Consider the following 5,664-nt stretch of genomic DNA (forward strand, 5'->3'; position numbering starts at 1 on the left):
CTTCGACTTCCTGCCGCTCAGCAACAAGGAGAAGCCGCCGGTCCGCCCGGCGGTCGATCCGATCGAGCGGGACGACCACTCGCTCGACACGCTGATCCCGACCAACTCGAACCAGCCCTACGACATGATGGAGCTGATCGAGAAGATCGTGGACGAGGCGGACTTCTTCGAGCTGCAGAAGGACTATGCGAAGAACATCATCACGGGCTTTGCCCGGATGGAGGGCAGCACGGTCGGCATCGTCGCCAACCAGCCCATGGTGTTGGCCGGCTGCCTGGACATCGCTGCCTCGATCAAGGCCGCGCGGTTCGTGCGCTTCTGTGACTGCTTCAACATCCCCATCGTGACGCTCGTGGACGTGCCGGGCTTCCTGCCGGGCGTGGGCCAGGAATATGGCGGAATCATCAAGCATGGCGCGAAGCTCCTGTTCGCCTATGCCGAGGCCACCGTGCCCAAGGTCACGGTGATCACCCGCAAGGCCTATGGCGGCGCCTATGACGTGATGGCGTCCAAGCACCTGCGCGGCGACGTCAACTTCGCCTGGCCCACCGCGGAGATCGCGGTGATGGGGCCGAAAGGGGCGGTCGAGATCATCTTCCGCCAGGATGCGGGCGATGCGGAGGCGATCGAGGCCCGGACCGCGGAATATCGCGAGCGGTTCGCCAACCCGTTCGTGGCGGCCAAGCGCGGCTTCGTCGACGACGTGATCATGCCGCACGGGACCAGGCGGCGGGTCGGCAAGTCGCTGCGCTGGCTGGCGAACAAGCAGCTCGCCAATCCCTGGAAGAAGCACGCCAACATTCCGCTCTGACCTTCGCCGCGGGCTCCAAGACCATGTTCAAGAAGATCCTGATCGCTAACCGCGGCGAGATCGCCTGCCGGGTGATCCGCACCTGCAAGAAGCTGGGGATCGCCACGGTCGCGGTCTATTCCGAGGCGGACGCGCAGGCGCTGCACGTGCGGATGGCCGACGAGGCGGTGGCGATCGGCCCGGCACCGGCCCGCGACAGCTACCTGGTCATCGACAAGATCGTGGCGGCCTGCCGGCAGACCGGGGCGGAGGCGGTCCATCCGGGCTACGGCTTCCTGTCGGAGAACCCGGCCTTCGCACGAGCGCTGGACGAGGCCGGCATCGTGTTCATCGGCCCGCCCATGAGTGCCGTCCAGGCGATGGGCGACAAGATCGAGAGCAAGATCCTGGCCCGACAAGCCGGCGTCTCGGTGGTGCCCGGGCACAACGAGCCGGTATCCGATCCGGACGAGGCGCTGCGGATCGCCCGACGGATCGGCTATCCCGTGATGGTCAAGGCGGCCGCCGGCGGTGGCGGCAAGGGCATGCGGATTGCCCATGACGACCCCTCGCTAATCGAGGGGCTGGAGCGGGCGCGCTCGGAAGCGCGCTCCTCGTTCGGCGACGACCGGGTGTTCCTCGAAAAATATGTCGAGCAGCCCCGGCACATCGAGATTCAGGTGCTGGCCGACAAGCACGGCCACGCCATCCATCTGGGCGAGCGGGAATGCTCGATCCAGCGCCGCCACCAGAAGGTGATCGAGGAGGCGCCCTCGCCGTTCCTGGACGAGGCGACCCGCCAGGCCATGGGTGCCCAGGCCGTCGCCCTGGCCGAGGCGGTGGGCTACCACTCGGCCGGCACGGTCGAGTTCATCGTCGATGCTAAGCGCAACTTCTACTTCCTGGAGATGAACACCCGGCTCCAGGTCGAGCATCCGGTGACCGAGCTGGTGACCGGGTTGGATCTGGTTGAGTGGATGATCCGGATCGCCTGGGGCGAGCATCTGACGATCCGGCAGGACGAGGTGAAGTTGTCCGGCTGGGCGATCGAGGCGCGGGTCTATGCCGAGGACCCCTCCCGTGGCTTCCTGCCCTCCACCGGGCGGCTGCGGCGCTACCAGCCGCCTGCGGGCGAGGGGCTCCGGGTTGATGCCGGCGTGGCCGAGGGCCTGGACGTCTCGATGTTCTACGACCCGATGATCGCGAAGCTGTGCGCCTTCGCGGCGGACCGGGCCACCGCGGCCGAGAAGCTCGCCGACGCGCTGGACGCCTATGTGATCCGGGGCCTCAGCCACAACATCGCCTTCCTGACCTCGCTCATCACCCATCCGCGCTTTTTGGAAGGCCGGCTCACCACCAACTTTATCGCCGAGGAATATGGCGATCGGTTCGAGGGCACCGTGCTGCCGCACGAGGCCAGGCTGGACCTGGCTGCGATCGCGGTCGCCATGCGGGTGATCGAGGCCGCGCGCGCCATGGCCGGCAGTGGCAAGCTGCCGGGCTGGCGGCCCACCCATGTCGCCGACTGGCGGGTGACGCTGGATGACGAGCCGTTCGACGTGCGGCTGGACGACCCGGTCCTGGACCCGCCGACGATCCGGATCGAGGACCGGGTGGTGCAGCCCCGCCTCGACTGGCAGCCTGGCCGGCTGCTCGCGACGGCGACGGTGGACGGCCGCCGGCTGATCCTGCAGGTCGACCGCCGGCCGGAGGGCTATCTCTTCACCCATCGCGGCGCGCAGGTGACGGTGCTGGTGCGGACCCGCGAGGCCGCCGAATACGCCGCGCGCATGCCCAAGAAGCAGCCGCCGGACCTGTCGCGGCTCCTGGCGTCGCCCATGCCCGGGCTGATCGTGGCGGTGGCGGTCGAGCTGGGCCAGGAGGTCAAGGCCGGCCAGGAGCTGTGCGTGCTGGAGGCGATGAAGATGCAGAACATCCTGCGTGCCGAGCGGGACGCTGTGGTCGAGAGCGTGAAGGTCGTGCCGGGTGACGCGGTCGCGGCCGATCAGGTGCTGATGACCTTCCGCGGTGCCGACTGATCACTTCTTCGCACCGTCGTTCCGCTCCGTCTCGATCCCGCGCAGCAGCCACTCCATCAGGCGGGAAGCGACCGCTCCGGCGCCTCGTCCGTCGAGACCGCGGTAGTCGCGCAGGAATTCCCAGGCCGCGGCGCTGTTGAGGAGCTGCATTCCGGCAGCCAGTGTCTCGGCATCGGCAGCCGCCAACTTCTCCGCCACTGGGGCGAGGGCTCGGGCGAAGGCTTCCGCACGCTGTGAGGCAGTCTGCAGCCGAAAGCCGCGGCCCGCGTCGGTATGAAGCGTGGCGCGGATCAGCGCCTCGAACCGGTCGAAGCCCTGGAAGGTCTGCCGCGGCAGGTCGCGAAGGCCGGAGGGGTTGTCCGGGATCTGCGGCATGCCGAGCTGGACGTTGAGCCGGTCCCAGACGATCTCCAGGAGACGGGCGCGGTTGGCAGCATGTCGGTAGAGCGTGCGCTCGGGCAGGCCGGCCTCGGCTGCCACGGCGGCGAAGGTCAGGCCCTCGATCCCATGGCTCTGGATGACGGCGATGGAGGCATCGCCGATCTGTTCCAGCATCGCCCTTTGCCGTTCCGCACGCCGACCGCTCCGTAGAGGGGGCAACGCGCTGTTCATGCCCCGCCTGCGCCGACGATCTGTACGCCATGGCGAGCGCAGACCGCCATCACCACCTCCGGGTCCGGTGGCATGGTGGCGACTCCTTCCGCCAGCTCCCGGAAGAATGTCTCGGCGCCGCCCGGCGTGATCAGGGCGAGAAAGCGGGTCCCAGCCGCGCCTGCCCGGTACGTGTGCAGGAGGTTGCCGGGCATGCGGACCACGGTTCCAGGCCCGGCCGAGACCCATTGTTCACCATCGAACAGCTCAAGCCGGCCCTCTAGGACGATGAACAGTTCTTCCCATGCATGGCGATGTGGGGGCGGGCCCATCGGGCCGTTGGTCCGGATCTCGAACAGGCTCCATGCCTGCCCAGCCCCGCGGGCAAGATGGCGGACTTCGTCGCCAAGTACGTTCCAGCAGCTGACATCGTCCAGACGGACCGTGCTGGCGGCAAGCTCTTGGGGAAACATCAGGTTCTCGATATGGCAGTCCAACTGCCAGTTCTGTACAAACTGGCAGTGGGACTGTCAATTTGAATCATCATGCCTTGGTGTCGGGGAGTGGCGGGGCTAATCCTGCCTGCGCGTCCGCCCGCTCCAGGGTGGCCATGACGCTGCTTTGCCGCCGGTTGTTTCGTGAGGTCGTCCAATGAACCATCTTCCGTTCGCCACCGGCGGATCGCTGCAGGTGCGGCGCGTCTTCTGCGTCGGCCGCAACTATGCCGAGCACGCTAAGGAGATGGGGCACGATTCCCGTGAGCCGCCGTTCTTCTTCGCCAAGTCCGCGGAGGCGCTCACGCTCGGGCCGGAGGTGCCCTATCCGCCGATGACCGCGGACCTGCACCACGAGGTCGAGCTGGTCGTGGCGATCGGCCGGGATGGGGCAGGGATCGGAGTGGAGGCGGCGCGCTCGCACATCGCGGGCTATGCGGTGGGCATCGACCTCACAAGGCGCGACCTGCAGGCGATCGCTAAGAAGCAGGCGCGGCCCTGGGCGCTCGCCAAGTCCTGGATCGGCGCGGCACCGATCGGCATGCTGCATGCGCCGGTGGAAGTGGGGCACCCGTGCTCCGGGCGGATCGAGCTCAAGGTCAACGGGCAGGTCCGCCAGTCCGGAGATCTGGCCGAGATGATCTGGAGCGTCGATGAGATCATCGCCGAACTGTCGCGCTATGACCGGCTGCTGGCCGGCGACCTGATCATGACCGGCACGCCTGCCGGAGTGGGCCCGCTGGTCGCGGGCGACCGGGTCGAGGTGGCGATCCAGGGCGTGGGCGAAGCGAGATTCGCCATTACGGCACCGGCCGGCTGAGTCCGGCCGCCGCGAATCGCCCAGAAACGACAAAGGCCGAAGGGCGGTCGCACCTTCGGCCTGTGATCGTCTCGCCTGCGCCCTCGGCAGTCCCCGGAAGGAATCGGGCCTCAGGCAGGCTTGATAGTGGTAGCGGCCTGGCTCGCCGCCTGGAGCCTCAACGAGCGGCAGCCGCCTTCGACGCCACGCTCTCGAGCTCGGAGCGCAGCACACCGATGTCATGGAGCTCGCGGTCGGAGAGCCGCGACAGCTCGTTCATGGTCTGACGGTACAGCCACCAGCGCTTGATGCCCCCGAACAGACCCTCGGACGCAGGCGCCTTGCCGGCGTTGCGCAGCTGCCAGGAAGCCACCGCAGTGGTAGCGAGCACGCTGTAAGGGTTGATGAACTCGATCGACATGGCTGGTTACTACTTCACTACTGCATGGCGACCACCGGCGCTCCGGTGTCTGCGGCATGCACTTTACACTGCGCTATATGGCCAAGCCTTGGGCATTCCGGAACCAGCGTTTGTGCATTGCAGCATCGACCCTGCTGCATAATAGATGGAGCTTTGGTCATGTAACTGTGGCAGCGCGACCGCGGCGGGCGGGGCCTGGGCGGCTCGTGCGGGCACACCATGTTTAGCCCAGGCTCTAGCACGGACCTCTGGAGGCGGTGGAGGCGGCGATGCTCGACGGCTTCGAGAAGTGGCGGATGGCGGGGGACGGTGCGGAGATCTTCGTGCAGGTCGGCGGCTCCGGGCCGCCCCTGCTGCTCTTGCATGGCTATCCGCAGACCCACCTGATGTGGCATCAGGTGGCGCCTGAACTGGCCAAGTGCTACACGGTGGTTTGCCCGGACCTGCGTGGCTACGGCGTGTCGGGCGCGCCTCGCGGCACCCCGGACCATGCGAACTACAGCAAGCGCGCCATGGCGAAGGACATGGTG

At 67.5% G+C, this 5,664-nt stretch carries 7 protein-coding genes; 4 read left to right on the forward strand and 3 right to left on the reverse strand.

Annotated elements, in window-relative coordinates:
* Positions 1 to 811: acyl-CoA carboxylase subunit beta (locus EQG76_RS27235; RefSeq protein ID WP_321573518.1), on the forward strand; the 811-nt coding region annotated here is incomplete at its 5' end.
* Positions 812 to 834: 23 nt separating this feature from the next.
* Entirely contained in the window at positions 835 to 2,829 is a 1,995-nt protein-coding gene (locus EQG76_RS27240; protein WP_159718125.1) for an acetyl-CoA carboxylase biotin carboxylase subunit, read from the forward strand.
* On the opposite strand, the gene EQG76_RS27245 is transcribed toward EQG76_RS27240, so the two are convergent.
* Both EQG76_RS27245 and EQG76_RS27250 read right to left on the reverse strand, forming a co-directional pair.
* Positions 2,830 to 3,384 (reverse strand): TetR/AcrR family transcriptional regulator, encoded by a 555-nt coding sequence (locus EQG76_RS27245; RefSeq protein ID WP_159718127.1) that lies wholly within the window; start codon positions 3,382 to 3,384, stop codon positions 2,830 to 2,832.
* A 53-nt stretch (positions 3,385 to 3,437) separates the two neighbouring features.
* Positions 3,438 to 3,893, reverse strand: coding sequence for a cupin domain-containing protein (locus EQG76_RS27250; RefSeq protein ID WP_159718129.1), 456 nt, complete (start codon positions 3,891 to 3,893; stop codon positions 3,438 to 3,440).
* A gap of 178 nt (positions 3,894 to 4,071) precedes the next feature.
* On the opposite strand from EQG76_RS27250, the gene EQG76_RS27255 reads away from it, so the two are divergent.
* Positions 4,072 to 4,734 (forward strand): fumarylacetoacetate hydrolase family protein, encoded by a 663-nt coding sequence (locus EQG76_RS27255; RefSeq protein WP_159718131.1) that lies wholly within the window; start codon positions 4,072 to 4,074, stop codon positions 4,732 to 4,734.
* A gap of 157 nt (positions 4,735 to 4,891) precedes the next feature.
* On the opposite strand, the gene EQG76_RS27260 is transcribed toward EQG76_RS27255, so the two are convergent.
* Entirely contained in the window at positions 4,892 to 5,134 is a 243-nt protein-coding gene (locus EQG76_RS27260) for a DUF1127 domain-containing protein (protein ID WP_159718133.1), read from the reverse strand.
* Positions 5,135 to 5,403: 269 nt separating this feature from the next.
* Here EQG76_RS27260 and EQG76_RS27265 point away from each other — a divergent pair.
* Positions 5,404 to 5,664, forward strand: a 261-nt coding sequence (locus tag EQG76_RS27265) for an alpha/beta fold hydrolase (protein WP_159718135.1), incomplete at its 3' end; no start/stop codon positions are given.

The organism is Geminicoccus flavidas (assembly GCF_009806515.1).
GTDB lineage: Bacteria > Pseudomonadota > Alphaproteobacteria > Geminicoccales > Geminicoccaceae > Geminicoccus > Geminicoccus flavidus.